This window comes from Negativibacillus massiliensis, assembly GCF_900148495.1.
Taxonomy (GTDB): Bacteria; Bacillota; Clostridia; order Oscillospirales; family Ruminococcaceae; genus Negativibacillus; species Negativibacillus massiliensis.
Genome location: NZ_FTRU01000006.1, coordinates 1 through 26,083, shown reverse-complemented (window position 1 = coordinate 26,083; position 26,083 = coordinate 1). Strand labels below are relative to the sequence as shown.

25 protein-coding genes, 2 tRNA genes and 1 rRNA gene are annotated in these 26,083 nt (G+C 44.4%); 18 read left to right on the top strand and 10 right to left on the bottom strand.

Features of this window, described 5'->3' with window-relative positions; translation table 11 throughout:
• Positions 1 to 26: 26 nt before the first annotated feature.
• A complete protein-coding gene (locus tag BQ5375_RS01545) occupies positions 27 to 272 on the bottom strand; it encodes a hypothetical protein (protein WP_022131593.1) in 246 nt (81 codons plus the stop codon).
• Between the two features lie 304 nt (positions 273 to 576).
• Here BQ5375_RS01545 and BQ5375_RS01540 point away from each other — a divergent pair, with 304 nt between their 5' ends.
• From BQ5375_RS01540 to BQ5375_RS01495, 10 genes are all read left to right on the top strand, one after another.
• Positions 577 to 1,062 (top strand): metallophosphoesterase family protein, encoded by a 486-nt coding sequence (locus tag BQ5375_RS01540; protein ID WP_022131592.1) that lies wholly within the window; start codon positions 577 to 579, stop codon positions 1,060 to 1,062.
• Positions 1,063 to 1,824 carry a biotin--[acetyl-CoA-carboxylase] ligase gene (locus BQ5375_RS01535; RefSeq protein WP_022131591.1) on the top strand — a complete coding sequence of 254 codons (762 nt, stop codon included), beginning with the start codon at positions 1,063 to 1,065 and terminating at the stop codon, positions 1,822 to 1,824.
• Positions 1,825 to 1,840: 16 nt separating this feature from the next.
• Entirely contained in the window at positions 1,841 to 2,644 is an 804-nt protein-coding gene (locus BQ5375_RS01530) for a flavin reductase (protein ID WP_022131590.1), read from the top strand.
• Positions 2,645 to 2,715: 71 nt separating this feature from the next.
• Positions 2,716 to 2,791, top strand: a tRNA-Pro gene (locus BQ5375_RS01525).
• Between the two features lie 178 nt (positions 2,792 to 2,969).
• Positions 2,970 to 3,350 carry a hypothetical protein gene (locus BQ5375_RS01520; RefSeq protein ID WP_022131589.1) on the top strand — a complete coding sequence of 127 codons (381 nt, stop codon included), beginning with the start codon at positions 2,970 to 2,972 and terminating at the stop codon, positions 3,348 to 3,350.
• A 215-nt stretch (positions 3,351 to 3,565) separates the two neighbouring features.
• Positions 3,566 to 5,767, top strand: coding sequence for an alpha-galactosidase (locus BQ5375_RS01515; protein WP_022131588.1), 2,202 nt, complete (start codon positions 3,566 to 3,568; stop codon positions 5,765 to 5,767).
• A gap of 157 nt (positions 5,768 to 5,924) precedes the next feature.
• Positions 5,925 to 7,277, top strand: a complete 1,353-nt coding sequence (locus BQ5375_RS01510; protein ID WP_022131587.1) for an MATE family efflux transporter — start codon at positions 5,925 to 5,927, stop codon at positions 7,275 to 7,277.
• A 28-nt stretch (positions 7,278 to 7,305) separates the two neighbouring features.
• Complete coding sequence (locus BQ5375_RS01505) at positions 7,306 to 8,238, top strand: DMT family transporter (protein WP_022131586.1); 933 nt, start codon at positions 7,306 to 7,308, stop codon at positions 8,236 to 8,238.
• Between the two features lie 64 nt (positions 8,239 to 8,302).
• A complete protein-coding gene (locus tag BQ5375_RS01500) occupies positions 8,303 to 11,341 on the top strand; it encodes a glycoside hydrolase family 2 TIM barrel-domain containing protein (RefSeq protein WP_022131585.1) in 3,039 nt (1,012 codons plus the stop codon).
• Between the two features lie 6 nt (positions 11,342 to 11,347).
• On the top strand, positions 11,348 to 11,806 hold the full coding sequence (locus BQ5375_RS01495; protein ID WP_022131584.1) for a methylated-DNA--[protein]-cysteine S-methyltransferase: 459 nt from the start codon (positions 11,348 to 11,350) through the stop codon (positions 11,804 to 11,806).
• Between the two features lie 42 nt (positions 11,807 to 11,848).
• Here BQ5375_RS01495 and BQ5375_RS01490 read toward each other — a convergent pair whose 3' ends face one another.
• The 6 genes from BQ5375_RS01490 to BQ5375_RS01465 are packed head-to-tail and all read right to left on the bottom strand — an operon-like array spanning position 11,849 to position 15,714.
• Positions 11,849 to 12,172, bottom strand: coding sequence for a TfoX/Sxy family protein (locus BQ5375_RS01490; RefSeq protein ID WP_022131583.1), 324 nt, complete (start codon positions 12,170 to 12,172; stop codon positions 11,849 to 11,851).
• A gap of 36 nt (positions 12,173 to 12,208) precedes the next feature.
• On the bottom strand, positions 12,209 to 13,099 hold the full coding sequence (locus tag BQ5375_RS01485; protein WP_022131582.1) for an MBL fold metallo-hydrolase: 891 nt from the start codon (positions 13,097 to 13,099) through the stop codon (positions 12,209 to 12,211).
• 26 nt (positions 13,100 to 13,125) lie between these two features.
• On the bottom strand, positions 13,126 to 13,461 hold the full coding sequence (locus BQ5375_RS01480) for a branched-chain amino acid transporter permease (RefSeq protein WP_022131581.1): 336 nt from the start codon (positions 13,459 to 13,461) through the stop codon (positions 13,126 to 13,128).
• A gap of 1 nt (position 13,462) precedes the next feature.
• The gene (locus tag BQ5375_RS01475; protein WP_022131580.1) at positions 13,463 to 14,161 is read right to left on the bottom strand and encodes an AzlC family ABC transporter permease; all 699 of its coding nucleotides are present in this window, start codon (positions 14,159 to 14,161) and stop codon (positions 13,463 to 13,465) included.
• 39 nt (positions 14,162 to 14,200) lie between these two features.
• Entirely contained in the window at positions 14,201 to 15,328 is a 1,128-nt protein-coding gene (gene mutY, locus BQ5375_RS01470) for an A/G-specific adenine glycosylase (protein ID WP_022131579.1), read from the bottom strand.
• A complete protein-coding gene (locus BQ5375_RS01465; protein WP_205409028.1) occupies positions 15,325 to 15,714 on the bottom strand; it encodes a metal-dependent transcriptional regulator in 390 nt (129 codons plus the stop codon). Before BQ5375_RS01465 ends, mutY begins: the two co-directional genes overlap by 4 nt.
• A gap of 68 nt (positions 15,715 to 15,782) precedes the next feature.
• Here BQ5375_RS01465 and BQ5375_RS14295 point away from each other — a divergent pair, with 68 nt between their 5' ends.
• The 5 genes from BQ5375_RS14295 (at position 15,783) to glpK (ending at position 19,668) form a co-directional block, all read left to right on the top strand.
• The gene (locus tag BQ5375_RS14295) at positions 15,783 to 15,947 is read left to right on the top strand and encodes a hypothetical protein (protein WP_022131577.1); all 165 of its coding nucleotides are present in this window, start codon (positions 15,783 to 15,785) and stop codon (positions 15,945 to 15,947) included.
• A gap of 14 nt (positions 15,948 to 15,961) precedes the next feature.
• On the top strand, positions 15,962 to 16,948 hold the full coding sequence (locus BQ5375_RS01460) for a pseudouridine synthase (RefSeq protein WP_076917329.1): 987 nt from the start codon (positions 15,962 to 15,964) through the stop codon (positions 16,946 to 16,948).
• A 69-nt stretch (positions 16,949 to 17,017) separates the two neighbouring features.
• Complete coding sequence (locus BQ5375_RS01455) at positions 17,018 to 17,557, top strand: histidine phosphatase family protein (protein ID WP_022131575.1); 540 nt, start codon at positions 17,018 to 17,020, stop codon at positions 17,555 to 17,557.
• A 59-nt stretch (positions 17,558 to 17,616) separates the two neighbouring features.
• Positions 17,617 to 18,147, top strand: coding sequence for an HdeD family acid-resistance protein (locus BQ5375_RS01450; protein WP_022131574.1), 531 nt, complete (start codon positions 17,617 to 17,619; stop codon positions 18,145 to 18,147).
• 36 nt (positions 18,148 to 18,183) lie between these two features.
• Positions 18,184 to 19,668, top strand: a complete 1,485-nt coding sequence (glpK, locus tag BQ5375_RS01445; RefSeq protein ID WP_022131573.1) for a glycerol kinase GlpK — start codon at positions 18,184 to 18,186, stop codon at positions 19,666 to 19,668.
• 47 nt (positions 19,669 to 19,715) lie between these two features.
• Here glpK and fliB read toward each other — a convergent pair whose 3' ends face one another.
• Positions 19,716 to 20,819, bottom strand: a complete 1,104-nt coding sequence (gene fliB / locus BQ5375_RS01440) for a flagellin lysine-N-methylase (RefSeq protein ID WP_022131572.1) — start codon at positions 20,817 to 20,819, stop codon at positions 19,716 to 19,718.
• Positions 20,820 to 21,014: 195 nt separating this feature from the next.
• On the opposite strand from fliB, the gene BQ5375_RS01435 reads away from it, so the two are divergent.
• Together BQ5375_RS01435 and BQ5375_RS01430 are read left to right on the top strand one after the other, a co-directional pair.
• On the top strand, positions 21,015 to 22,580 hold the full coding sequence (locus BQ5375_RS01435) for an alkaline phosphatase (RefSeq protein ID WP_022131571.1): 1,566 nt from the start codon (positions 21,015 to 21,017) through the stop codon (positions 22,578 to 22,580).
• Positions 22,581 to 22,677: 97 nt separating this feature from the next.
• A complete protein-coding gene (locus BQ5375_RS01430; protein ID WP_076917328.1) occupies positions 22,678 to 23,838 on the top strand; it encodes a YibE/F family protein in 1,161 nt (386 codons plus the stop codon).
• Positions 23,839 to 23,894: 56 nt separating this feature from the next.
• Here the strand turns inward: BQ5375_RS01430 and BQ5375_RS01425 are convergent, their stop codons facing one another.
• Both BQ5375_RS01425 and BQ5375_RS01420 read right to left on the bottom strand, forming a co-directional pair.
• Positions 23,895 to 24,974, bottom strand: a complete 1,080-nt coding sequence (locus BQ5375_RS01425) for a linear amide C-N hydrolase (RefSeq protein WP_022131569.1) — start codon at positions 24,972 to 24,974, stop codon at positions 23,895 to 23,897.
• A gap of 378 nt (positions 24,975 to 25,352) precedes the next feature.
• Positions 25,353 to 25,429: transfer RNA gene (locus BQ5375_RS01420), tRNA-Arg, on the bottom strand.
• A 584-nt stretch (positions 25,430 to 26,013) separates the two neighbouring features.
• On the opposite strand from BQ5375_RS01420, the gene BQ5375_RS01415 reads away from it, so the two are divergent.
• A 16S ribosomal RNA gene (locus tag BQ5375_RS01415) occupies positions 26,014 to 26,083 on the top strand; the annotation flags it as partial.

Below are 26,083 nucleotides of genomic sequence, written 5' to 3'. Positions count from 1 at the left end.
GATTCCCTCCTTTTAATAGATGAAATTTATTTGAGGTTTTGAAGTAGTTGCTGGAGGTTTGTCTGGGACAGAACCTGCTGCATTTTTTGTGGATCTGAAAGCAGAGAATTGAGCTGGTTTCCCATATCATTGCCCAGACGAGCACTGATGGAACTGAGGTCTCCTCGCTCCAATTGCTGTTTTAATGCCTTGGGATCGATATGAAGCTGTTTGCCTGCCATTTTTAAAAGAAGATCCAGTTGAGCCTGACTGAGTGGATTTTGATTTGCCATGAAAAATCGCTCCATTTCCTGCCGCATGTGCGGATATTAACCGGAAAACACCGTTTATTTTAACTATATGAATGAGTATCATAAAAGTTTCCCCGAAAAGGCAGCAAAGTAATATTTGAAAGAGAAAAAAATAGTGCGAGTGCAGTATGAAGAAAATCTTAGGAGGAAATGAAGAAAAATCGCTTGCTTTTTCTTACTTTTTTGTAGATTGGTGAGAAGGTAAGCATAATTTTAACAAGGTGCTTGAAAATAGACCAATTTTGTACGATAATAAGAATAAGGTGAATGGAAGAGAGGTTAGGGTATGAGAATTGTAGTGATGTCGGATTCCCATGGACGAGTAGACAGAGTAAAGCAGGTGATTGAACAGCAATCGGACGCAGAACTGTTTATCTTCCTTGGAGATGGAACAAAGGATTTCCATCAGGCAATGCGTGGAGTCCCAAAAGAGGACTGGTGTGTCTGCGGAAACTGCGATTATTCTTCCAACGATGAATACACCATTCTTGCTTATGTGAAAGACATCCTATTTTACTGCACACACGGACATCAGTGGAATGTCAAGTATGATCTGGATCAATTAGTGAATGAAGCGATCAGAAAAGAAGCAAAGGTTGTCCTGTTTGGGCACACCCATGAAGCATATTATGAATATCGGGATGGGATTCATGTTTTAAATCCCGGAAGCTTGGGACATCCTCGCGGAAGTCTGTATCCAACCTATGCGGTAATTGACATTCAGGGAAAGAATATTGTGTGCAACCACATTCGCCTGGAGGAACAGCATTAAATGGAAGAACAAACCAAAGTTATCTGTCTGGATGAGGTAGACTCTACCAATCAATATCTAAAGGAACACGCAGAGAATCTTCCGGATAAATGCGTTGTGACAGCACTGCATCAGACAGCGGGAAAAGGAAGACTGGGAAAGCAGTGGCATGACAGGGAAGGAAAAAGTTTATTGGCTTCCTGGCTGTATAAAAATCTGACGGTAGAGCAGATGACCCTTTTGCCATTTTTATCGGGCATCTCAGTGCGTCAGGCTTTAGAAGAAATGGGATTTACATCTATTTTTCTGAAATGGCCAAACGATGTTGTGGCTTTCAAAGATGGAGAATTCTTTAAAATTGCAGGTATTCTTTGTGAGAGCCGGATCATGGCAGAACAGACTTTTGGAATCTGTGGAATCGGAATTAATCTCATGCAGACAAAAGAAGAGTTTGAACAGCAGGGGCTGTTGTATGCAGGATCGCTAAAGAGCATCTGGGGAAGAGAAGCAAGTAAGGATCAGCTTTTAAAAAATCTCTCCATTTGTTTAGGTGATAATCTGGAAAGATTAAAACAGAATCCACAGGAAATTTTAACCAGATATTCCGCATGTTGTATTACACTGGGCAGAGAAGTCAAAATAGAATCGGGAAATGAAAGTTTTTTGGCAAAAGCGGTATCGGTTTCTTCACAGGGAGAACTGATTTGTCAAACCGAGAATGGGCAGCAGAAGGTACGTGCCGGAGAAGTTTCGGTACGTGGACTTTTGGGATATATTAAATAAGAAGGAGATGAATCAAATGGATATTAAAGAAAAGAACCTAAGAAAACTGTCCTATGGATTGTACCTGATTGGAGCGATGGATGGAGAGCGTCCATGCGGCTGTATTGTTAACACTGTTTTTCAGGTAACCAGTGAAAATCCGATTATTGCAACAAGTATCAATAAAAACAACTATACTTGGGAATTGGTTCAGAAAAATGGAAGATTTTCTGTTTCTATTCTCTCGGAAAAAACAAGAAAAGAAGTTATTCAGAAACTGGGTTTTGTTTCAGGAAAAGATCACGATAAATATGAAGGAATTGACTACCGGATGCAGGATGGACTTCCGATCCTGAACGAAAAATGCTGCGGTGCGCTGATCTGTAAAGTAGTATCGGTAACAGAAACACCAACTCATATGGTAGTGCTTGCATCGGTAGAGGATGCATTTGATATTGCAGATACCGTTCCAATGACCTACCGCTATTATCACGAAGTAATTCGTGGCGGTGCACCAAAGAATGCACCATCCTATATTGCACCGGAAAAAAAAGAAACCAGCAACAAGCAGACATCTGCACAGCGTTGGGTATGCGATGTATGCGGTTATGTGTATGAGGGAGACCTGACACAGGAACCGGATGATTATACCTGTCCATTGTGCGGTGTAAATAAAACACATTTTATCAAGGAAACAAAGGAGGAAACAAAAATGGCAGAGACAGAACGCTGGGTATGCGACGTATGTGGTTATGTATACGAAGGTGATCTGACACAGGAGCCAGACGATTATGTTTGCCCACTGTGCGGTGTTGATAAATCCCATTTCACCAAAGAGTAATCACAGTCATTCGGTCGACGGGATTCGCTATTGATTTTTAGGGAGGCCTATGGTATAATTTTCCCTATCATCTGGGTGTGGCGCAGCTGGTAGCGTGCTACCTTGGGGTGGTAGAGGCCGTGGGTTCAAGTCCCGCCACTCAGACCAAAAAGCAGTTCGTAGTTTTTCTACGGACTGCTTTTTCTTTTTGTGTTTCAGTGGGAAAATTACTGTTTGGATAAATGGGGATGAAGTCAGGTACAGAAAAAGGTTGTGGAAATTTGTCACACAATGTCGGGCAGTGCCATAGGATAGAGAGAAGCCAAACAAAAGGAGGAGATTAAAAATGCTTCAAACAACAAATACTTTGCTCGAGGAAAACCAGACCTGCCCAGCAGTCGGATACCAGTCCGTATCTGTTTGTGTTCCAGTTACCGTTACTCCATTTGCAAAAACCGGAGTAACCATGACAAAATGCTGCGGTACCCCATTGGTAACACCAGGCAGAGAAACCTGCGGAGGAGTTAAAAATGGCTCCTGCTTCTTTACCATCAGTCAGGATGTCTGTGTGGCAGTACCGGTAGAGTTTGGTGCAGTAGCTACAGTTGGCGACACCTATGTTGGCTGCAACGAGGTTTCCAGCGAGGATATCTGCACTGGATGTGAAGCAGTAAGCACACCAGTTATTCCAGAGGTTCTAACAGTTCCAGAAATCCCTCAGTTATAAGATAGATCATAAAAGCCCTAAAACAAAAAGCTGTGCAAACGCACAGCTTTTTGTTTTTTTATATTTTTGTGTATTGTAAATCAAAACAGGAGTAAATTTTTTCACAAATAAAAAAATTACACATCTTGTTGATTTTGTGAAATCTGATTGATATAATGTTTGTGGGTGAAATGCTTTTGGCTTTTTTGACTTTCAAGATGAAATGAGGGTGAATCATGGGGATCGAATTTCTAAAAAACGAAAATATTTTTCATTTAAGTGGTGGAGATGTCAGCTATATTCTGAAAATATATAAAAATGCTTTTCCAATGCATCTGTATTGGGGAAAAAGGCTGTCAGATCCGGCAATCAGCTGGTATCTGGAAGCACCTTACCGCAGAAAAAAACTGCTTGAGGGAACAGAACCGGATGATCCGATGTTCCTGCATGAGTTCTGGCCATATGAATATCCGGAATATGGAATGTCTGATTATCGTCCAGCAGCTTTAGAAGTGGTTGGACAAGATGGATGCTGCATTTCGGAACTGCGTTATGAAGGCTATGAGATTCTGGAAGGTTCGGTTGAGCTTCCAGGTCTGCCGTCGGTTTGGGCAGAAAAAGAAGATGCTCAGACCTTAAAATTAATTTTAAAGGATCAGATTCTCCAGCTGCAGGCAGAGCTGTATTATACTGTATTTGAAAAGACCGGTGCAATTACCCGCCATACGGTACTGAAAAATCTGGGTAAAGATAGTTTGAAGATTAAAAAAGCACTTTCGATGAGCTTGGATATGAAGCACGCACCGTATGAAATGCTTCAGCTTTCCGGTACAGCATTGCGTGAACACTGGATCGAACGCAGAAAGCTTGGCATCGGGGAAACCTATCTGGAAAGTACCAGAGGAATTTCCTCCCACCAGGAAAATCCGTTTTTTGCACTGGTAGAAAAGGAAACGACCGAACAAAACGGCGATGCTTACGGTGTAACGCTGGTTTACAGCGGAAACTTTTTAGCAGGGGTATCCTGCGATATGTACCGCAGTGCCAGAGTACAGATTGGAATTCATCCGGGAAACTTTGGATGGAGATTGGAAGCAGGAGAGGAATTTGTAACCCCACAGGCAGTTCTGTCTTACTCTCAAAAAGGACTTAACGGGATGTCCTCAAAATTCCATGATTTGTTTCTCAACCATCTTTATAAAGGAAAGTTCCAGCATGCTCCCCGCCCAATCGTTATCAATACCTGGGAAGCTGCCTACTTCAATTTTGACCATCAGACAGTTCTGGAGCTTGCAAAAAAAGCAGCAAAAGCAGGAATTGAAATGCTGGTACTGGATGATGGATGGTTTGGTCATCGCGATGACGACACCACCTCGCTGGGAGACTGGTTCGAGAATAGTAGAAAATTGCCTAAAGAACTGAAAGGTCTTGCAGAGGATGTCAATGCGCTGGGAATGCAGTTCGGATTATGGTTTGAGCCGGAGATGGTATCGCCGGACAGCGAACTGTATCGCAATCACCCTGACTGGTGCATCCATATCAATGGACGAAAGAGAAGCCAGTGGCGTCATCAGCTGTATCTGGATCTTTCTCGCAAAGAAGTGCAGGATTATATCATTGACAGCTTAAGTAATGTGCTGTCCAGTGCAAATATTTCCTATGTAAAATGGGACTGCAACCGCCGCATTAGCGAGCCAGGTTCTGAAGGTCTGCCGCCGGAACGTCAGGATGAATTGCTGCACCGCTATGTTTTGGGATTGTATCATGTCATGGATGTGTTGACGAAACGATTCCCAGATGTCCTGTTTGAAAACTGCGCTTCGGGTGGAGCAAGAATGGATGCAGGTATGATGTACTATTTCCCACAGACATGGGCAAGTGACAACAGCGATGCTGTCTGCCGTTTGAAGATTCAGTACGGAACCTCTCTGTGCTATCCGCCGGTTATGACCACTTCTCATATTTCGGCATCTCCAAATCACCAGATGCTCCGTCAGACACCGCTGGATTTCCGTGCAGCTGTATCCTATCCATTTAATCTGGGATATGAACTGAACCTGTGCAAGATGAGCGACGAAGAAATCGAAAAGATTTCGGAACAGACAGCGCTGTACAAAAAGATCAGACCATTGGTACAGGGAGGAAAGTTCTATCGTTTGCTTAGCCCGTTTGAAGGAAATCAGACTGCGTGGATGACAGTTTCTCAGGATGAGACAGAATTCCTGGTTTGGTATTACAAGGATTTTGCAGATCCGGAAGAAGCTTATATCAACGTACGTTTGACCGGTCTGGAGGAAAAAGCACATTATCAGGCTGAGGAAGGAAACGTTTACAGCGGTGATATGCTGATGAATCTGGGACTTCCGATTCAGTGGAAAAATGGGGACTGTTTCTATCAGATGTGGCATTTTAAACGACTTGATGGGATAGATTTTTAGAAGTATTATCCAAATAAGTGACAGTGTTTTTAGAGAATTGACTTGAAAAATAACCACTCTCTTGCAGCGGACAGATGCTTATGATAGCATAGTAACGTGTATTATGAGTAACCTGGCAGAAAGAAAATCCGGGGAGAAAAGGAAAGAGAGTGGTTATATGAAAGAAAACAAGGGACTGATGACCGAGGGTGTGATCTGGAAGCAGCTGTTTTGGTTTGCGCTTCCCTTGCTGCTTGGAAATTTGTTTCAGCAGTTTTACAACACGGTAGACTCGATCGTTGTTGGAAACTATATTGGTGCAAACGCATTGGCATCAGTAGGTGCAAGTACGCCGATCATTAACCTTCTGGTTGGTCTGTTCACCGGACTGGGAACCGGTGCCGGTGTTGTAATTGCGCGATTTTTTGGCGCGCAGGATGACAAAGGGGTGCATGATGGAGTGCATACCACCATTGCATTGTGTCTGGTTTCCGGTGTTGTGATGGGTGCAATTGGCGTTTTGTTTTCACCTCAAATTCTGCAATGGATGAACACGCCAAGCGAAGTTATGGAAGGTTCGATTACCTATTTACAGATCTATTTTATGGGAATCATAGCGCTGATGATCTACAACATGGGATCGGGAATCCTGCGTGCAGTGGGAGATTCCAAATCGCCGCTGTATTTTCTGATTGTATCCAGTGTGGTCAACATTATTCTGGACCTTGTTTTTGTTATCAAAGTACAAATGGGTGTTGCAGGGGTGGCTTGGGCAACTTTGATTGCACAGGTGATCTCTGCCTGCCTTGTTTTGATTCGTCTTTCGATGAGCAGGGAAAGCTATCGGTTGGTTTTGAAAGAGATTCGTTTTCATAAGGATGTTCTGCTGGAAACCATCCGGATTGGTCTGCCGGGCGGAATCCAAAATGCGGTTATTTCATTTTCCAACATTATTGTGCAGTACAATATCAACAGCTTTGGAGCCGCAGCAGTAGCGGGATGCAGTGCTTATACCAAGATTGATGGGTTTGCCATCCTGCCGGTTATGAGCTTTTCCATGGCAATTACAACCTTTACCGGACAAAATGTCGGTGCGAAAAACTATGAGCGCGTGAAAAAAGGTGCCAACACCTGCCTGAAGATGTCCTGTGCAGTTACCATAGTGATTTCAGTTGTACTGTTTTTGTTTGGCGGAAATCTGTTAAAGGTCTTTTCGTCGGATACACAGGTGCTGCACTATGCAACACAGATGATGCATTTTCTGGTTCCGGGATATCTGTGCCTTGCAATTGCACACACCTATTGTGGTGTTGTCAGAGGTGCAGGTATCTCAATGGTTCCGATGCTTGCTCTGATCGGAAATATGTGTGTCCTGCGCATGATTTGGATTACGCTTGCTATGCCGTTTGCACACAGCATCATCATCGTTTTTCTGGGATATTCTCTGACATGGCTTACCAGCGCGCTGACCATGCTGATATATTATCACAAATCGGGCTGGCTTGAAAAATATCAGCTTGCCCATTCATAATTTTTTTAGGATAGAAGGAGAAAGAGCAATGGGTAAACAAAAAATACAGGTGCTGAGCAACATTTCGCTGCTTCTGGTTGCAATTATCTGGGGGTCTGGATTTGTTGCATCTCAGATGGCACTGGATGCTAACTTGAGTTCCGCTTTTATTATGTTCGTACGTTTTGCGATTGCGACCATCATCATTGGCGTGGTTTTTTACAAGGACCTGAAAGCGAACATGAAAAAGGAACATTTAAAGGGCGGTATCGTAATCGGACTGTTTTTGTTTTTGGCGTTTTATGTTCAGACCGTTGGATTACAATATACGACTCCATCCAATAACGCATTCATTACCGCATCCAATGTTGTAATGGTACCATTTTTGTGGTGGATCATCAGCAAAAAGCGTCCGAGTCTTAAGATCTTTATTTCTTCCTTTTTATGCCTGCTTGGAATCGGAATTTTGTCGTTTAACTTTTCCACCGGAATTTCGTTTAAACTGGGAGATCTGCTGACGCTGCTTTGTGCATTGCTGTTTGCCTGCCAGATTATTACAACCGGTGTTCTGGCACAGAAGATGGATGCTAAGGTTGTTGTATTTTTACAGTTTGCCGTTGCAACTGTTTTAGGATTTATCACCTTTATGCTGACCGACCGCAATTTTGGAGCATTTGGTTCCGCAAGCGGTATGGCAGCAGTTGCTTATTTGGGAATTTTCAGCACCTGCCTGTGTTACTTTTTGCAGACCACAGCGCAGCAGCATGTCGAATCAGCAAAAGCAGCGATTATCCTGGCAACCGAATCGTTGTTTGGAACAGTATTCTCGGTGATTTTAGGTTATGATAAGCTGACAGTGAACATGGTTTTGGGAGGATTGATCATTCTGATCTCTATCCTGATGACCGAATTAAAACTGCCGAAGAAGGGTGAAAAGGAACTGCCTGAAGCAGAACTTTTGTTTGAAGAAAAGGAAAAATAACCGGCAGGAAAAATATTTAAATTCCAAAGCCTGACGGGAAAAATAAATGCAGGGAGGTACATTCATGCACAAGCAGTATACCTATATGGATGCAGACTGGAACAATCTGGAAGTGCTGCAGAGAAATCGACTGAAAACACGTCCGTTTCTCTGTGGATTCTCCAACTTGGATGAGGCTTACCGAAAAGAGACAGCAAATCTGCGGTCTTTAAACGGTCAATGGAATTTTATGGGTTTTGACAGCCCATTTGACAGTGATGACCAGTGGGTTTTTCCACAGTATGATGACAGCAGCTGGGGAAAAATGCCGGTTCCGGGATTGTGGCAGCTTAACGGTTTTGGCAAGCCGCACTACACCGATGACATCAGTATTTATCCGATTTTAGATCGTCCACAGCTTCCGGCAGACAATCCGACTGGCGCTTATCGTTACCGCTTTGAGGTAAAGAAGGATGAGCAGAGGGAATATCTGCTGCGCTTTGACGGAGTGGAGAGCGCATACCATGTTTGGCTTAATGGAAACTTTGTTGGTTACAGCCAGGGTTCCCATCTTACCGCAGAGTTCGATGTCAGCGACCTGATCTGTGATGGGGAAAACCTGCTGGCAGTTAAGGTATACAAGTTCTGTGATGGAAGCTATCTGGAAAATCAGGATATGTGGTTTTTATCCGGTATCGTGCGGGATGTCAGCCTGATTTCCCGAACCAAGGTTCATTTAAGCGATTATCGGATCGGAAGCGAATACCACTGGCAGAATGGGGAAGGAATTTTTACCCTTTCGGCTGAGATTGAAAACCATTATGACGATGAAAGCACTGTCGTTCTGGAAGCAAAACTGTTTGACCAGGGACACCTTATGTGGGAAGATTCGGTTGAGACACAGGTACAGCCAAACAGCGGTGTCGTCAGAAAGATGCAGACAGAGTTTGCAGGTATCACACCATGGTCAGCAGAACAGCCAAAACTGTATGATCTGCAGATGATTTTAAGCGACGGAAAAGGAAATGTTCTGGAAGTATACAACCAGAAAGTAGGATTCCGGACCATCGAAATGAAGGATGGATTATTCTTTGTAAACGGCAAGGCGATTAAACTCAAAGGTGTAAACCGCCATGACTGGAATCCAGAGACCGGCCGCTGTGTTACCCACGAGGATATGGTAACTGACCTTACCATGATGAAACAGAACAATATCAACGCTATCAGAACCTCGCACTATCCTCCGTATGTTGATTTTCTGGATCTGTGTGACGAATATGGCTTCTATGTCATGGAAGAGACCGATGTTGAAACTCACCAGATGATGCATATAGGAAAACTGAGCAAACTTTCCTCCGATACCCGCTGGGAAGCAAGCTATGTGGATCGCGCAGAAAGAATGGTTCGTCGAGACAAGAACCATCCGTGTGTTCTGTTCTGGTCTTTGGGAAATGAGTCCGGCTTTGGCACAAACTTTGTAGCAAGCGGACGCTTTATCAAGCAGTATGATCCATCCCGACTGGTACACTATGAAGAGGACCGCGATGCTTCGATTGCGGATGTTTATTCCACCATGTACACAAGACATCATCAGCTGGAACTGCTGGGACGGGATACCTCTCTGGAAAAACCACATGTTGTTTGTGAGTATGCTCACGCAATGGGAAATGGACCTGGAGGACTCAAAGAATACTGGGAAATCTTTAACCGTTATCCACGCCTTCAGGGTGGATTTGTATGGGAATGGGTAGACCACGGCATCAAAGTAGATGGCGGATTTGCTTACGGCGGAGATTTTGACGATCAGCCAAACAGCGGTTCGTTCTGCTGCGATGGTCTGGTTCAGGCAGACCGCCGCCCGACACCGGGACTTAAGCAGCTCAAAAAGGTGTTGGAACCGGTTCGTGTTACAGCATACAACAAGGAAAAGGGCAGCGTTACAATAGAAAATGCGTATGACTTTATCAGTCTTGCACACATCCGCTGTGAAGCCGAGGTAACTTCTTCGGATGAGTCGGTTCTGCTCAGAAAGGAAGTTTTGTTGGGTGAAATTCCGGCAGGAGAGAGCGCAGAGGTAACTCTCTTTACAGAGGGTGAACTTGTTATTCCAGAGGATGGACGCGAATATCTGCTGAGCCTGTATTTCTATGACACCAGAGAGCTTTGCTGGAACGATCATTCCCAGTACTGCGCATTCTGGCAGGAAAAACTCAAAGAACAGGAAGGCTTTTTGCTGCCAGTTCAGCCAGCAGAAGGCAAACAGGAACTTTCTGTCTGTGAAAAAGGTTCCAGATTGCTGATTCAGGGAGAGGGCTTTGAAATTGAATTTGACCGGGTGCGCGGATTTATTTCGGGTTATCAGGTCGGAGCAGATAAGCTCATCGAAAAAGGTTACCCATTAAATCTCTGGAGAGCACCGGTTGACAATGACCGCAACACCGAGAGACTCTGGAGAGACGAAATGGTGTATACCGTGCAGAATATCGTGCAGCGTGTTGAGGTAGAGGAAAAAGATGGAGTTGTTTTAATCTGCTGCCATCAGGTTTGTGCACCAATCTCCAAGGATTGGAAGATTGCGTACCAGACCCTGTATAGCATTGAGAAAAATGGTGTGGTTACCATCGAGTTAAATGGTGTTCCAACCGGAAAACTGCCAGAATGTCTGCCAAGAATCGGTCTCCGCTTTGGCCTTGACAATGCTTGTCAGCAGCTTTGCTGGTACGGCAGAGGTGTAGAAGAAACTTATGCCGACTGCAAGGAAGGCAATCCATTTGGTGTTCACCGCAGAACGGTGGAAGAAAACTACTTCCCTTATGTTACTCCACAGGAAAACGGAAACCACGAAGATACCCGTTGGCTGATGGTTAAGAAGGAAAACGGTGCAGCTTTGTGCGTTGCAACAGAGAAGACTCTGGGATTTGCAGCTCTGCCTTACAGCCAGGAACAGCTGACCAAAGCGACACACAGCGCACAGCTTGAGAAGGAAGAACTGGTCAGCCTGACCCTTGATTACAAACAGATGGGATTGGGAAGTGCAAGCTGCGGACCGGATTGTCTGGAAAAAGACCGTCTGAAACCGGAACCATTTGCTTTTTCCTGGAAGCTGTTTGGTATCAAAGAGTAAAGCGATATGAAACACTGTATGATGATACCGTCTGTTCTGGGAAAGCTGCTGCTTGAAGAAGAGGACGGAAAGATTGTACGCCTATTGTTTGAACGTGACACACCAGCAAACGTGGAGCAATCAGATACGCCGACCCTGCGAAAGGCAGCACAGGAGCTGTCGGAGTATTTTGCAGGTAACAGAAAAGAGTTTGACATTCCACTCAATCCCAAAGGGACCGATTTTCAGAAATCAGTGTGGAATGCGCTGTGTACCATCCCTTATGGAAAAACCATGAGTTATGGGCAGGTAGCGGCTCAAATTGGTAATCCAAAGGCAAGCCGTGCGGTGGGAATGGCGAACAATAAAAACCCGATTCCAATTTTGATTCCATGCCATCGAGTAATCGGTGCAAACGGAAAATTGGTTGGATATGGCGGTGGAATCTGGATTAAGCAAAAGCTTTTAGAGCTCGAGCAAAAATAGCCAAAAGAAAAGACCTGTACTGATTATTCAGTACAGGTCTTTTTACTGCTTTTTCTTCTTTGGCTTTGGGGTGGGAAGATCATCATAAATAGTTTTGATTAGAGAAGTCAAAAAGTCTTTGTCTTCCAATTGCTGAATCAGCAGCATTTGTTTTGCACCCGGATAAGGAGTTTCATACACAGGATCTTTCAGTAGAGAAAGAGCGGACTTTACCGGTTTTATCAAAAGGCGGTTATCATAGATGCCGCCGATAATCTTATCCTGATAATACAGGATATATTCTCCCATCATGGGACGCCAGGCAATGGAAGGAAGATCAGAAAGCTGCTCCAGAACAAACTGAAGATATTGCGGAGAGGATGACATAAGAAGGCTCCTTTTCTAGAGAAGACAAGCTGGCTCTTATAAAAACAGCACATCGCCGGTGCGGACATAGGTGATCTTATCCTTGAGAATATCACCCAGAACAGAACAGCCAACCTCGCCGGTACAGTGACAGGTATAGATATGTCCGGTAACGTGCTGGTCAAGATGCCGTGCGGTCTGATGGGCAAAGTCGAGTGAGCAGTTGATAGTTTCCTGCATCACGCCGTTTTGGTCAGGGCGGTGTGCCTTAAGGTGGAAGCCGCCAATGACATAGCGGATGGTATCCTGTGGGAAGAGAGTGCGTACCGTATCGATGATATTGATGATTCCGTTGTGGCTGCACGAGGTAAAGATGGTGTCACCATTCGGATCACGCATGAGGAGAAATTGTTCATGGCAGAAATCGTCCGGAACCGGAACACCGTCCTTCTGATAGTAAAAGCGCTGACGGTCATGGCAATAAAAATCTTCGCGGTGAAGGTGATTGTTGAGGATAAAAAATCCCGGAGCAATTTCAACGTCAGCAGAAATCTGGTCGATAAAATGAAAGCAGCTGTTCTGACTTAAAAAGGTATCCTGAGGTTCTCCATGGTAGTTAAAGTGATTGTCCTTCTTGCGGTAGAAGCGGCGTTTTGCTTCGGCACGAAGATAGATCGGTGTATCAGGACAGTTTTCGAGCAGTGTGAGGATGCCTCCGGTATGGTCGTAGTGGTTATGGGAAAACACGATTGCACTAAGACCTTCCAGTGAAACCCCAAGCTGTTGTGCGTTTTTAAAAAATGCTCCGCTTGCTCCGGTATCCATCAGGATGCGGGTATCGCCTTTTTCGATGAGCATGGAAAGACCATGTTCATTGGACATCTCCTCGGTACATCCGGCACCGCGCTCGTTCTCAATTAAAATTGTTACCTTTCCTTGGTTGTTCATGCCGCTTTCTCCTTTCCAAAAAGCCATCATGCAGAGAAGATGGTCTGTACCATAATCATGTATAACACTGTGGAACACAAAATACTCAGCAGGTTGTTGTGTTTATATTTTTGAAGTCCTGCCGCTGTCAGGACCGCAATGATTTCGGGGATTCCAAAGGGAGACGCTGTCGGGGTAATATTTCGCAGACAGTAGATAACCAAAATGGCGATGATGGCGGGTGGAAGTACTCTGCCGAGAAATAGAATCCAGGGAGGAGAAGTTTTTTTGCCGCCAAAGAATAAAAATGGAACTGCGCGGGTCAGAAAAGTAAACAGTGCAGTGACTGCGATGATCAGCAGTGCCGTCATAGAAGAAACCATATTATTGTTCCTCCTTTGCAGTTAGACGTTTACGGGAAATCAGCAAAATTGCCGCAGCGCAGATTAGAGCTGGAATCAGGAAACTGTCACGACCAAACATGATCAGTCCCACAAGGGCACAAAGAGCACCAATCAGTGCGGGAGAACGGTTTGACTTTTGTTCCAATTGCTCTACCAGGATGACGGTGAACAAAGCTGTCATGGCAAAATCGATTCCGGTGGTATCAAAGGTGATGAGTGCACCGGCAACACAGCCGGCAAGCGTTCCAGCAATCCAGTAAAGCTGGTCAAAAAGTGCAATGCAGAAAAAGAAGGAGTTTTCTTCTACACCTTCGGGAACTTTTGCTGAGCACAGGAGAGAATAGGTCTCATCGGTGAGCGAAAAAATCATATAGGGCTTTTTCTTTCCCATTTTAGAAAAGCGGTCAAGAAAGGAGATTCCATAGAACATGTGCCGGATGTTGACTGCAAGGGTCATCAGGGCAATCTGCAGCAGTGAAAAACCACCTGCAAAGAAATTGACCGCAACAAACTGCATGGAACCGGCATAGATAAAAATACTGCACAAGGCAGCCCAGTACCAGGGGTAACCCCCACTGTACATTAACAGACCAAACGCCATGCCGGTAAAAAAATATCCGCATAAAACGGGAATGGTGAGAGGAAAGGCAGCTTTTGCTGCTTTTAATTTGTTTGACATGAAAAAATCTCCCCTTTCCGGGAAATATAGAAAAAGCAATTAAAAAGAGGAAACAAAGCGCTTTCGATATGCTTTAAAGGCAGAAGGCAAAGCAATGTTAGATTGTTCTGTATCTCCAATCTGTGAGGCAGGAATTAGAAGAAAGCCATCCGGCAGATTTTGTGGAAGCGTTTTTGCAAAAGCACGAACCTGCCATGCTGACATTTTCCACTCGATGTGGGTGAAAATGTGGCGGGATGGTTTTTCAGGAGAGACGCCTTCAAAATCCAGCCCCATCAACGAACACAGTTTGTGAGCAGCGCAGTCTGCCTGAGCTTTGGAAAGAGCAGATTCCTCAGCAGGAAATTCCCACATTCCGGCAAGAACGCCCTTTGCTTCCCTTTGGTGGAGAAGGGTATATTTTTCCTGCTGTGTCCCGATTTGACAATCAAACAAAAATAGGGTTCGTTCCTGAATTTTGCGTTCTTTTTTAGGAGGCTTTACTGGAAAGAAAAGTTCCTTTCCTTCCAGGTGAGCCTGACAAAGGGAAGACAGCGGGCAGACAAGGCACTGTGGTGCACCGTTTGGCAGGCAGACCATAGCACCCAGTTCCATCAAGGACTGGTTGAAATCACCGGCTCCCGGAGAAGGTTCCACTTCGAGCAAAAGCTGGCGAAAAGTTTCCTTGGTTTTAGGCAGAGTAATATCCTCATCACAGGAGAGAACACGGGTCAATACCCGAAGAACATTTCCATCCACAGCAGGGACGGGAAGATCAAACGCAATGGAAGCGACAGCTCCAGCGGTATAGTCGCCGATGCCGGGCAGTTTTTTGAGCAGTGATTCGTCGGCAGGAAACTGTCCCTGATAGAGCGAAACGACCTGCTGTGCACATTTTTGCATATTTCTGACGCGGCTGTAATATCCCAGACCTTCCCAGAGCTTTAAAAGCTTTTCTTCTGGACATTCAGCAAGATCCTCAATGGTGGGAAGCTCCCGAAGAAATCGTTCAAAATAAGGTTTTACCGCTTCCACGCGGGTCTGCTGGAGCATAATCTCCGATACCCAGACGCGATAGGGAGAAGGATTATCTCGCCAGGGAAGCTGACGGTGATCCTTGCGGTACCATAACAAAAGCGGCTCAACGATTTGTTTGAGCCGCTTGCAGTGATCGGGATTATATCTCATCTGTGTTCCTCACCTTGTTTGAGGTCATGTACCCGAATGAATTCCTTGATTTTCTGGAAGGTTTCGACGCTGATAACGTGCTCGATGCGGCAGGCATCGGCGCTGGCAGTATCGTGGTCGACGCCCAGAATTTCTTCCAGAAAACGGCTGAGCAGACAATGGCGTTCATAAACCGATTCTGCCTTCTGGCGGCCTTCCGGAGTCAGAAGGATCTGATTGTTTTTATCCATAGTAATAAAGCCGGCAGTTTTTAAGATACTCATGGCGCGGCTGACACTTGGTTTGGAAAATTCCAGTTCATTTGCAATGTCAATCGAGCGCACAGAGCCGTTTTTCTGCTCCAGCATCAGGATGGTTTCAAGATAGTTTTCACCGGATTCCTGTATTTTCAAAGCAGGATGCTCCTTTCATATCAAATGATTGATTGGAAATATAGGATTGAGAAGGAATCATAATGTCACAAATCAAAAGATTTATGCAGTTATTTTACCATATTTGCCCCCCTCTTTCAAGGGAAGAAAAGTTAGAACAGATTGATTGTATCGATGCAAAATGGATTGACAGTACAGATACTTTCGCTTACAATAAGAGTAATATCAACAAGGATCCGATTTTGTAAAAGAGGAGTTTAGAATGGAAAAAGGAACCAGAATACAGAAAGTTCTTTCGGAGCAGAGAATTGTATCCCGCAGAAAAGCTGAAGAATGGATTGAGCAGGGAAAGATCAAGGTAAATGGACGCCCTGCATTATTAGGCCAGAAAATCAACCCGAACCGCGATGTCGTTACCATCGACGGCGAAAGGGTATATTTCCAGAAGAGCAGCCAAAAGTACTATATCATGCTGCACAAACCGCGTGGATATGTCACCACCATGAGCGATGAGCTGGGCAGAAAGTGCGTAGCGGAGCTTGTGGAAGATGTACCGGAGCGAGTTTATCCAATTGGCAGACTGGACAAGGACAGTGAAGGTATGCTGCTCTTTACCAATGACGGTGAGTTTGCAAACCTGATCATGCACCCAAGTCATCATGTATCCAAAACCTACCGTGTAACGGTTCGTCCGGATGTCAGCGATGCGCAGGTAGTACAGCTTTCTACTGGCGTTGTGATCGATGGCAAAAAGACAAGTCCTGCCCATGTTACCGTTCTGGAAAAGGAACCTGGCAGAGTGGTTATGCAGGTTGTAATCTATGAAGGAAGAAACCGTCAGGTCAGAAAGATGTGTGAAGCAGTAGGTCTGGAAGTAGCAAGACTGAAACGTACTGCAATTGGTCCGCTTAAATTAGGAATGCTGGCTCCAGGAAAATGGAGAGAGCTTCGCCCGGGAGAAATCGGAATGCTGCGCAATGCAATCAAAGCTTCTTCCGGTGCACCGGAACTGTTAAACGATCTGGATGACGAAATTCTGGGCAGAAATGCAAGACCGCGCAAACCACAGGTAGAAAAAGCAGCCTTTGTTTCTTCTGACAGAAGTGCAGGCAGAAACTTTCAGATGCGGGAGGAAAACCGCAGAGGAACACGGGGACCGGGACGCCCATTTGATGCAGGCAGAAAAGGAAAACCATATTCCAAAGGTGCCGCAGGCAAACCGTTTACCAAAAAAGGTTCCGGAATGTAAAAAATATCAGATTTTTGAAAGAGCGCAGGAAACCGCCCTGCGCTTTTTTTCTTATCGGGGGAATGGAAAATGAAAGTGACATTTGTGCGCCATGGAGAAACTGACTGGAACAGTCAGGGCAAACAGCAGGGAAAGGCAGATATTCCATTAAATGAAAAGGGCTTGCAGCAGGCACAAAAAACAGCAGAGCTGTTAAGCAATATGGAGTTTGATCATGTCTATTGTTCTCCCCTGATGCGTGCCAGACAGACAGCGCAGGTAATTTGTGAAGGAAGAAAGGTTCCAATTACCTACGATGAAAGAATCTCAGAGCGTGATATGGGAGAATTTCAGGGAAAGCGCTGGGAAGAATTCGATACCAGAAAGTTTTGGGATTACAATGCGGATGTTCACTATGAAAAAGCAGAGAATATCCAGGATTTTTACAAAAGAGTATATGATTTTCTGGACAGTCTCAAAGATAAAGAGCAGAAGGATGAAAGCGTTTTGATCGTATCTCATGGCGGTGTTTTTGCTCCGGTAAGCAGTTATTCGGGACGCTCCAGAAAAGAGGATAATTTGATCGACAACCTGCTTGCAAACGCGCAGGCATATACCTTTGAGCTGTAATTTTAAGCAGAAAAAGGGGAAAGATAGAAAACGAAAAATCTATCAGGGAGGAATGAAAGATGAAATCTATTCACATTGAGTTAGACGAATATGTTATGGCGGGAATTGGTATTATAGCAGGACTTCTTCTGCTTGTTTTTCCGCAGCAATCCTTGAACGTGATTACCTACGCAATCGGGGCAGTGGCGTTAATTTATGGCATTTTAAAAATAGTGTCCTATTTTAGAAACCGTGAATACTCTCCTCTGTTTACCTGGGAATTGATTCTGGGAATTATTCTGGTGGGAATCGGTATCTTTTCTTTTACAAATCCGGGTGGTATCTTTGCAATTTTGCCGATTATCCTGGGTGTGCTTGTTCTGATTGAGGGAATTTCCAAAGCACAGCGTGCGATGATGCTGCAAAAATATGGTTACCCAAAATGGCGGGCAGCATTACTTGCAGCAGTACTGATTGCACTGCTTGGTGTACTTTTGATTCTCAATCCATTTGGTGCACTGGTCATCACGGTAAGAGTGCTGGGAGGCGTCATTTTGGTGGATGGTATTATGGGAATCTGGGTCGGACTGACAATGAAAAAGTTTTCCTAAGGAAGCTTTCTAAAGAAGAATACGGGAGGAGATTTTGTGGCTCAGTATATTCTTGCGCTGGATCAGGGAACAACCAGTTCGAGGGCAATTCTGTTTGACAAACAACAGAATATCATTGGAATTTCGCAGAAGGAATTTACTCAGCACTATCCCAAAGAGGGTTGGGTAGAGCATGACCCGATGGAGATTTATTCGTCACAGTATGCAGTGATGATGGAAGTAATCGCACAAAGCGGTGTGGATGTCAAAGACATCAAGGGAATCGGCATCACCAATCAGAGGGAAACAACCATTCTTTGGGACGCAAAGACCGGACGTCCGGTATACAATGCCATTGTCTGGCAATGCCGCCGGACAGCGGACCGGATTGATCAGTTAAAGCAGCAGGGCTTGGAAGAATATATCCGCAAAACGACCGGTCTGGTGCCGGATGCTTATTTTTCTGCCACCAAGATTGCATGGATTCTGGATCATGTACCGCAGGGCAGAGAACGTGCGAAAAAAGGAGAGATCCTGTTTGGAACGGTAGACAGCTGGCTGATCTGGAAACTGAGCGGTGGAAAGGTTCATGTTACCGATTACACCAATGCTTCCCGAACAATGCTGTTTAACATCAATACCTTAAGCTGGGACGAGAAACTGCTGGATGCGCTGGATATTCCGGTGCAGATGCTGCCGCAGGTAAAAAACAGCAGCGAAATTTATGCTTATACCACTATCCAGGGGGAAGAGATTCCAATTGCAGGAATTGCAGGAGATCAGCAGGCAGCGTTGTTTGGACAGTGCTGTTTTGAACAGGGACAGGCCAAAAATACATATGGAACAGGCTGCTTTTTGCTGATGAATACCGGCGATAAGCCATGTTTTAGTCAAAATGGATTGATCACGACCATTGCGATCGGGATGAATGGCAAAGTGCAGTATGCACTGGAAGGAAGCGTTTTTGTCGGCGGTGCGGTGATTCAGTGGATTCGTGACGAGATGCGCTTTATCAACGAATCAAAGGATGCGGAATATTATGCCCAGAAGGTGGAGGATACCGGAGGAGTTTATCTGGTTCCGGCATTTACAGGGCTTGGTGCTCCGCACTGGGATATGTATGCGCGCGGATGTATCATCGGCATCACCAGAGGAACCAAACGGGAACATATTATCCGTGCAGCGCAGGAATCCATCGCATATCAAAGTTATGATCTGGTCAAAGCGATGGAAAAGGATACCGGTGTGTCGATTCGGGAGCTGAAAGTGGATGGCGGAGCAAGCCGCGATGCTTTTCTGATGCAGTTTCAGGCAGATGTGCTGGATTGTGAGGTTCGCAGACCGATGATTCGGGAAACCACCGCATTGGGTGCAGCTTATCTGGCCGGCCTTGCAGTGGGTGTCTGGAAGGATACTGATGAAATCCGAAAATTATGGAATTGTGATACGGTGTTCCAGTCTCAGATGAAGGCAGAACGTCGGGAAAAGCTGCTGCGTGACTGGCACAGAGCGGTTGAACGCAGCAAAGGATGGGCAATGTAATCAAGACAAAATAAAAAGGACTGCAGATGCAGTCCTTTTTATTTTGTCTAAAACAGAGCAGAGATCAAATCTATCAGTGCAGCGGTAGAAAAGGCTGGCAGATTCCAACTTTGCTCCAAAACAGATTCCAGATTTTCGTCGCAGTACTCGATTTCTTTGGAGTATGCTTTGGTGTTTTGAATTTGATCAAGAAGGGAATATTGTCCATTTTTGGAAAAATCATAAAGTCCCAACAGAAAAATTATGCTGACAGAAAAGATCGCAAATTTTACGCGGGAAAGGATATCCTCATCCCAAGTGGCTTTGAGCAGGTAGCGGTAGAGAAAATAGACACACAGATGTTCATATTCATACATTCTTTCATGGAGGGCAGAAAGGAATTGTTCCCGATTGCTTAACAGGGCAGGAAGTTCCTTTTGAATGCAGGAAAGGCGATCGGGCCAGCCAAGATCGATGGGTTCGAGGGTCTGCAAAAAGGAAAGGAGAAGATCAAGATTTTCCACAGGATTGGTGCCAAAAGTGGAAAAGGAAGGTGTCTGTGAAAATGAAGAAGGAAGATCTCCGTTATCAAGCTGTTGTTGTGCCTGCTCAGCAAGGAAAAGGAGATTAGAGAGGCGGGAAGAAAAAGTTTTTGTTCGGTCCTGCAAAAGAGCAAACATTTCTTTTCTCAGACAAAGCAGCTGATCAAGGAGTACCTTATCAAAAGGAGTTTTATCCTCTTCTTCCTCTATCACAGTGGTACGGAAGGTCAAGGGTTCAGGAGAAGAAAGAAGAAGACGTGCTGCCTCTTCACAGCAAAGACCGAGACCACTTTCCTTATAGTTGCCGAACCATTCGTGAAATCGGGGATGCTGGGTGCAGATTTCACATAGATGTTCTTCTCCAAGATGGATATAGATATCACAGAGATTTTGGTGGTTTAAAAAAGGGCAGCGTTCATTTGGGGTCAAAATGAAGTGCGGAATATCTTTATAGGATATTTCTTCTTTTAAGCGTTTTCCGAAGGAAAAATCCTCTTTTTGAGAAAGTGTATGATAATAGGATGCAGTCTTTTGATCAATATCAATTTCCCAGCCGATGCAGCAACTGTCAGAACAGTTGGATGCGGTGCAGGCAAAGGAAGAGTAAAAAAATGGCGTGGTATGTTTCATAAAACACCTCCAAAAGAGAATGGGTCTGGTAGAAAGTAAAGGAATTTTTGCCATTTCTGTTCATATTTTACCAAAGTGTGACGGAATCGTAAATAGTTTAACATAGCTTTAACGCGTTCTACAATGCGACTTTTACAAAAATTTATTAAGATATAGGAGCAGAAACAAAGCAAACAAAAATGAGGAGAGTGTACTATGAAAGCGAAAAAAATCATTTCGAAAGTGGCTGCTGCTGCAGTAGCAGGTACCATGCTGTTAAGCTGTGTATATGCTGCATCTCCAGACGTAAAATCTGCAGGTATTTCTTCCACAGTATCTGGTATGCAGACAAACGGCGGTCGCGTTTTGAGCAACAAAACAACAACATCTACTTCCAAAAAACCAAAATATGTATTCCTGTTCATCGGTGATGGTATGAGCTACCCACAGTTCCAGGCAGCTTCTGACTATCTGGGTGCAGTAGCAGACACAGATAACGATGATATCCTGGACGGCAACAAAGCACTGACCTTTATGAACTTCCCAGTAGCAGGTTCCGCAGTAACTTACGATTCCACATCTTTCTGCCCAGACTCTGCTTCTACAGCAACTTCCATTTCTACCGGTCACAAAACATACTCCGGTACCATCAACATGGATGAGACCATGACAGTAAAATACGAAACAATTGCAGAGCAGCTCAGAGATGAAGGCTATGACATCGGTGTTGTATCTTCTGTAAACCTCAACCATGCAACCCCAGCTGCTTTCTACTGCCATCAGGCAAGCAGAAACAACTACTATGAAATTGGTGAAGAACTGATTGCTTCTGACTTTGATTACTTTGCAGGCGGCGCACTGCTTAAACCAAACGGTGCTGACGGTGACAAAGAAAGCCTGTATGACAGAGCAGAAAAAGCTGGATATAAAGTAGTAAACACTCAGGCTGAAGCAGAAAAAATCAGCGACAAAGATGAAAAAGTTCTGCTGATCAGCGAAAAACTGGCAGATGGTGACTCCATCTCCTATGAAAATGACCGTGCAAACGGTGAATGGGCTCTGTCCGATTATGTAGACAAGGGTATCGAAGTTCTTTCTGACAACGAAAAAGGCTTCTTCATGATGGTTGAAGGCGGTAAAATCGACTGGGCTTGCCATGCAAACGATGCTGGTTCTGCAATCAACGACACCATCGCTCTGGCTGATGCAGTAGATGAAGCAGTTGAATTTGCAAACGAACATCCAGACGAAACTCTGATTCTGGTAACCGGCGACCATGAAACCGGTGGTCTGACAATCGGTTATGCTGGTACAGACTATGACACTTATCTGACCAACCTGACCAACCAGAAAATTTCTTACGCTAAATTCGATACAGACTACGTTGCAAAATACAAAGAAAACCAGACTTCCTTCGAAGATATGATGAAAGATGTTGAAGAACTCTTTGGTCTGAAAATGTCCGGCGCAGAAGATGACAAACTGGTTCTGACAGAGTATGAAATTGGCCTGCTCAAAGATGCTTACGTAAAAACACTGGCTGATGAAAAAGCAGACTCCGAAAACCAGAAAGAATATGTTCTCTACGGAACCTATGAACCACTGTCTGTAACAATTACCCACCTGCTCAACAACAAATCCGGTATCGACTTTACTTCTTACTCCCACACAGGTCTTCCGGTAGCAGTATTCGCAAAAGGTGTTGGACAGGATCAGTTCGGTGGATTCTATGACAACACTCAGATCTACCACAAACTGGCAGACCTGATGGACATCAAATAAGAGATATTCCAAACACTCCTGTGAGGTTTCTGAAAACAAAAGCAAAAAAGCGGATGGATTGCCGTCCGCTTTTTTGTGATGGGAAAGGGTTTCTTGTATGAAAGATCATTTTACAAAAGAAAAAATCCAATATAATGCGCCGGTTTGGGCATGTATTCTGTTTATTCTGTTCCTGTTCTTTCTGCCGACAGGATATCAGGAGATTTACCGTGAAGCAGATCAGTGTGTCGCAAAAGTTTTGGAGACCGATGACAGTGCGATCATTGATACCGGTTTGGTTCGTTCGGGAGAACAGAGATGCAAACTGGAAATCATCAGCGGTAAGTTTAAAGGGGAACAGACCGAAGGAGTCAATATGCTAAACGGTTCTTTGGAGCAGGATAAAATGTTTTACCCTGGGGATACTGCTCAGGTTGTAGTCAGCTATGACGGCGACGAGATTTTGATGGTAACAATGATCGATCACAATCGAATTCCGATGGAACTGGTCATGGGAGCAATCTTTATTCTTTTCCTGATTCTGTTTGCAGGCAGAACCGGTATCCGTGCGGTACTCAGCTTCCTGCTTACTATCCTTGCTTTATGGAAGATTCTGGTTCCAAGTTATTTGAAGGGATACAATCCAATCTGGATGGGGTTGATTTTTACCCTGATCCTGAGTCTTTTGATTATTGCTCTGGTCTATGGATTTGACCGCAGATGTGCTTCGGCAGTTTCGGGAACATTTCTTGGTGTTCTGGTTACCTGCGTCATGGGCGCCGTATTTACCGATCTGTTTAAAATACACGGTGCAGTTATGTCCTCCTCAGAAAGTTTGCTGTATGCAGGATATCAGGATTTGAACCTGACAAGAATTTTTATGGCTTCCATCTTTATCGGTGCTTCCGGTGCAATTATGGATCTGTCGGTAGATATTACATCGGCAGTTTATGAAGTTGTAGAAAAAAGGCCGGATATCGGGTGGAAAGAAGCAGTAAAATCGGGCATGAACGTTGGACGTGCGGCGATGGGTACTATGACGACCACTCTGCTGCTGGCTTATTCAGGCGGTTATATCGCTTTGCTGATGGTATTTATGGCACAGGGAACCCCATTGATTAATATTTTAAACTATAAGCATGTAGCGGCAGAGATGATCCATACAGTAATTGGTTCATTTGGATTGGTGACGGTAGCGCCGTTTACCGCGCTGTGTGCTGGTGTTTTCCTTACACATAAAAAAGAGGCAACAGAATCTCAGGTACAAGAGACAAAGTAAAATAGATAAAATAAAAAGAGCTGCTCTTAGAGCAGCTCTTTTTTTGCAGCAAAGTTTTAGGAACGACAGATAAACTGTGGAGTACGCTGGAAGTCAAATTGTTTGGGCTGCGTACAGGAAAGAAGATGGTTTAAATCGACATACTGAATCTGCTGGTTTTCATAACTTGTCCAATAAAAGCGGAGAGACTCAGAACACATGATGGAAGTGTAGATGGTGTAATCGAAAGGAACAATATCAGAATCCAGTTCGGTTACATGACCTGGTTGGCTGACGCGAACCATTCCCAAAGGAAAAACGGCACTTTGGAAGAGGTGGAACATCTTTGCAATGCCATCCTGCTCGTCAGAGCCTTTTGTACAGAACTTTTTCAGGAAGGCAAGGCGAATGAATCGGGAAGGGGAACTAAAGTCGCCTGGGAGTCCCTGAGCGCCATTTCCGGAGAAGCACTGTTCCAGATGGTCACACTCTATCTCCAATGTATCGTAGTCCAAATCGCGGATACCAGCGTAGTTGAGAAGGTTTAAGCGATGCCAGGAATAACCGGGACTGTTAGTCATTACACCGATGGTGTTTCGGTAAATGCTGATACCGGTTTTATCCGGTTCGATTACGATGGATTCACCGCTGCGGTCGCTGAACGACCAGTGCAGAGTTGGTACGGTTCCGAAGAGAGGAATATTCAGCAAAGTGAGGTTATTCTGAAGCATTGTGACAACTTCATTGACGCTGGAACACTGTGATAACATGTGATAGACCAGAAATGGTGGTTGTAGCGGAAGTGTTCCGGAACGAACCTGATCTTCAAAGTGGGCAAATCCACGGTAATAAAGCTGTCCGCCCATCAATCCTTTTTCATTGATTCCTTCATAGAGAATTGGGGAACAACCCTCTGTGAGCAGACCGGTACCCAGAGAAGCATAGAGTGAAGTTGTTTTGCATTGTGGATTTTCAGAGTTTTCGAGAGAGGTTCCACAAAAACAATATTCCGTGCCACGGGGAACATAGGTGACTTTGGTTTCTGCGGCAAGTCGATTAAAATCGAGGTTGCGCCCCCAAAAGTGTTTTTGATCCAGTGTGCTCCAGGAAAGAGCGCTGCATCCGGCATTCAGTTCTTCCAGTAGATTTTGATGCATAAGTTTAACCCTCCTTTTACTTACAGGTAAAATGCTTATATATCTATTATAGCGTGTACCCAGAGAAATATAAGGTGTTTTTAAGAATAATGTGAGAATAGATTCTAAACAATACAAAAAGGGACTTAGGGATTATGTTATCTACGGATGAGAATAAAAACTGAGGTGTAGGAAATATTTGTCTTAGAAATGAGAGGGTATCTATCAAAGAGAAAATCGACAGCACAGGTAAAGAAGCTTAAAAAAGAAAAATCTGCGGGACGCAAAATGCTCACCGCAGGAATAGGGGGGTATTTATTAAAGAGAAGATCAACGACGCGGGCAAAGAAAGTTTAATAAAAAGAAAACCTGCGGAGCGCGAAATGCTCACCGCAGGTGTGGTATGCCCGATGCGATTCGAACGCACGACCTTCAGAGTCGGAGTCTGACACTCTATCCAACTGAGCTACGGGCACATAAAAGAAATAACTCATTTATTATAGCATACAGGATAAGAAAAAGTAAAGAGAAAAGTTGGAGGCACAAAGCTATTTTGCTTTTAGAAAGGAATACTCAGAATCGAAGAGTGACTGAAAAGTTCGAAAACCCGCATAGATAAGGGAAAAAGTGGGAGTTTCCCACTTTTTTGAAAAAAATCTGGATTTTTTTCAAAAAAGGTGTTGACAAATCAGTTTGAGCATGATATTATATATGAGCTGTCAGCGAGACAGCGACACACGAGAGCTCAAAAAGCTCATAAGTAAGCCAAAAACAAGCGATTTCGATTGAAACTTCGGTTTCAAAAAGAAATTAAAAAACTTTGAAAAAAGTGCTTGACAAGCTGAAAACAGTGTGATATAATAAACGAGTTCACTTCGGTGAACAAAGCGCAGGACCTTGAAAATTGAACAACATGAAAGCAAACAATCATGATGATTGCAAAGAATCAAGTTAATTTCTTTGAAGCTTAAAGTACTTTACGAACGCAAGTGATTTCGTTTGAAGGTTAAGTTTCAAATTCTTTTATATGATTAAAACAACGAAAGTTGTTGTAATACCATTTACAAAGAGTTTGATCCTGGCTCAGGACGAACGCTGGCGGCGCGCCTAACACATGCAAGTCGAACGGA